Annotated in this window: 2 protein-coding genes and 1 pseudogene; 2 read left to right on the plus strand and 1 reads right to left on the minus strand. The window is 68.9% G+C overall.

Features of this window, described 5'->3' with window-relative positions:
• Positions 1-645 (minus strand): MFS transporter (locus QH470_RS13035; RefSeq protein WP_280272595.1); only part of this gene is annotated, 645 nt, incomplete at its 3' end.
• A gap of 99 nt (positions 646-744) precedes the next feature.
• On the opposite strand from QH470_RS13035, the gene QH470_RS13040 reads away from it, so the two are divergent.
• Both QH470_RS13040 and recA read left to right on the plus strand, forming a co-directional pair.
• On the plus strand, positions 745-1,782 hold the full coding sequence (locus QH470_RS13040) for an Lrp/AsnC family transcriptional regulator (protein WP_280272596.1): 1,038 nt from the start codon (positions 745-747) through the stop codon (positions 1,780-1,782).
• Positions 1,783-1,929: 147 nt separating this feature from the next.
• Positions 1,930-2,946 (plus strand): annotated as a pseudogene (gene recA, locus QH470_RS13045) (recombinase RecA); the annotation flags it as partial.
• Positions 2,947-3,153 lie beyond the last annotated feature (207 nt).

A 3,153-nucleotide genomic window follows, 5' to 3' on the forward strand; every position in this document is an offset into this window, starting at 1 on the left:
CGCGCCGCCACGGATGTTGCCGATGGTGCCCGCCGCCGCCGCCACCGCGATGGCCGCAACCCCGGCCACGTCGACGCGGCGCCCCTTTGGCCGCGGCGACGGCCCGAACACGAAGGCGGACAACACGATCGCCACCGCCGCGATGGGCAGGTTCACGAAGAAGATCCACCGCCACGACAGCAGATCGGTCAGCACGCCGCCGAGCACCACCCCGATGCCGGCCGCCGCGCCCGCCACCGCACCCCAGGCGCCGAAGGCGACGCCCCGGTCGCGCCCGGTGTAGGTCGCGTGCAGCAGCGACAGCGTGGTAGCGAACATCGCCGCGCCGCCGACGCCCTGAAAAGCCCGCGCCGCCACCAGGATCGCCGACGACTGCGCGACCCCGCAGGCCAGCGAGGCGACGGTGAACACGACCAGTCCGGCCAGATAGGTGGGTTTGGCGCCGAGCCGGTCGGCCAGTGACCCGAGCACCAGCAGCAGCGCCGCCAGCGCCAGCGCGTAACCGTCGATGACCCACGTCAGGCCGGACAGTCCGGTGCCGAGATCGTCGGCGATGTCGGGCAGCGCGATATTCACGATGGTGACGTCGATGAGCAGCATCAGCGTGCCGAGGCACGCCGCGAACAAGGGAAGCCATTTTCGCATGGCGAACTCCAGAACCTCGAGCGAACGATATCGACGCCCAGCGTGGGACATGCTTGAATATCCACCTACTCAACCGCCACATCACGTTGGATTCCGCATATGATGCTCGAAGATATCGACGAAACCTCTGTACTGGATCTGCTCGACAAGCAGATCGTGCACGGACTGGTCACCGACCCGCGCATCCCGTTCGCCCGCCTCGCCGGGATTCTCGGCGTCTCCGAGCAGACGGTGGCGCGGCGTTACCGCTCGATGCGGCAGCGCGGCATGGTCCATATCGCCGGACTGGTCAACGCGGTGCCGCTGGGCAGTACCCGCTGGATGGTGCGGCTGCGGTCCACCCCGGACAAGGCGCTGCGGCTGGCCGAGGCGCTGGCCCGGCTGCCCGATGTCAGCTGGGTGTCGCTGCTGTCGACCGGATCCGAGGTGACCTGCATGAGCCGCCCGCGCACGCTCGAACAGCGAGATCATTTGCTGCTCAACACACTTCCGCGCGCCAGCCAGGTGGTCGGACTCGCCGCGTACGAGATCATGCACCGCTTCCCGCTGGACGAGGAGTGGCCGCGCTACGGGCGGCTGCTGACCGCGCGGCAGCGGCGTGACCTGGGCCCGGCGCGGCGGTGGCGCGACGACGCCGGACCCGAGACAGCGATGGACCTGTCGCCCGGCGACGAGGCGATGCTGGCCCTGCTGGCCCGGGACGGACGGGCCTCCTACGCGCAACTGGCCGCCGAAACAGGGTGGAGCGCAACCAGAGTCGCGCGCCGGATGGCCGAACTGGAGCAGGCGGGGGTCCTGTATTTCGATCTCGACTTCGCGATCGAGCGGATGGGCTACGCGACGCGCGGCATGCTGTGGTTACGAGTGCATCCGGGCGCTCTGGACACGGTGGGCCGGGCGCTGGCGACCTGTCCGGAGGTGACGTTCGTCGCGGTCACGACGGGCGCGACCAACCTGGTGGCATCGGTGGTCTGCCGGCACATCGCGCACCTGTATCGCTTCGTCACCGAGCGGCTGGGGCGACTGGACGGCATCACCGATATCGAGATCACTCCCGCGCTGCGAGTGTTCAAGCAGGCTCAGGCGCTGCTGCACACCGACCACGTCACCCTGGTGCCGCAGCCGAAACGCGGATAGCCGGGCAGACGGTGCGTTGGAGTCCAGGCGCGTCGCTTGCCTCGAACACGTGTTCGTCTAAGCTGTGCCACAGAACTTGTCGGTGCCGCCCTCTAACGTAGGCGTCAACCACAGCAGAGACCCACCCGTCGAGAAGGGGACCAGACGATGGCACCACAGGCTTACGATCGCGACAAGGCGCTCGAATTGGCGCTGGCACAGGTCGAGAAGAACTTCGGCAAGGGCGCCGTGATGCGCCTGGGCGAGGAAGCGCGCCAGCCCATCTCGGTGATCCCGACCGGGTCGATCGCGCTGGACGTGGCGCTGGGCCTCGGCGGGCTGCCGCGCGGCCGGGTGGTGGAGATCTACGGCCCGGAATCCTCGGGTAAGACCACCGTCGCCCTGCACGCGGTCGCCAATGCGCAGGCCGCCGGCGGTGTCGCGGCGTTCATCGATGCGGAGCACGCACTCGATCCCGACTACGCCAAAAAGCTCGGCGTCGACACCGACGCATTGCTGGTCTCCCAGCCCGATACCGGTGAGCAGGCGCTCGAGATCGCCGACATGCTGGTCCGCTCGGGCGCCATCGACATCATCGTCATCGACTCGGTGGCCGCGCTGGTACCGCGCGCCGAGATCGAGGGCGAGATGGGCGACAGCCACGTCGGCCTGCAGGCCCGCCTGATGAGCCAGGCGCTGCGCAAGATGACCAGCGCGCTCAACAATTCCGGCACCACCGCCATCTTCATCAACCAGCTGCGCGAGAAGATCGGCGTCATGTTCGGCTCGCCCGAGACCACCACCGGTGGTAAGGCGCTGAAGTTCTACGCCTCGGTGCGCCTGGACGTACGCCGCATCGAGACGCTCAAGGACGGCAGCGACGCGGTCGGCAACCGCACCCGCGTCAAGGTCGTCAAGAACAAGGTCGCACCGCCGTTCAAGCAGGCCGAATTCGACATCCTCTACGGCCACGGCATCTCCAAGGAGGGCTCGCTCATCGATATGGGTGTCGAGCACGGCTTCGTCCGCAAGTCCGGCTCCTGGTACACCTACGAGGGCGACCAGCTCGGCCAGGGCAAGGAGAACGCGCGCAAGTTCCTGCTGGAGAACACCGACGTACGCGACGAGATCGAGAAGAAGATCAAAGAGAAGCTCGGCATCGGGGCAGATGTCACCGCAGACGCGGGGGGGCGGGGGCCCCGCGGCGTGTTGGCCGATGCCGGCCCGGGGGGCGGGGGGGGGGGGGGGGGGCGCCGCCCCCCCCCCGCCGCGGGGGGGGGGCGGCACCCTGCTGCCCGCAAACGCCCCCCCAGCCCTCTGATCGGGATTCTCGGGCGGTCCGTCGCGGTGCCGACTGGTGCAGGCCGAAAGCCCGTCCAGGCGGCGCTGCAC

Source organism: Nocardia wallacei (genome assembly GCF_029868745.1).
GTDB classification, from domain to species: domain Bacteria; phylum Actinomycetota; class Actinomycetes; order Mycobacteriales; family Mycobacteriaceae; genus Nocardia; species Nocardia wallacei_B.

Coding starts and splice junctions, on each gene's coding strand:
- QH470_RS13040 (WP_280272596.1), top strand. CDS start 745: ATGATGCTCGAAGATATCGACGAAACCTCTGTACTGGATCTGCTCGAC.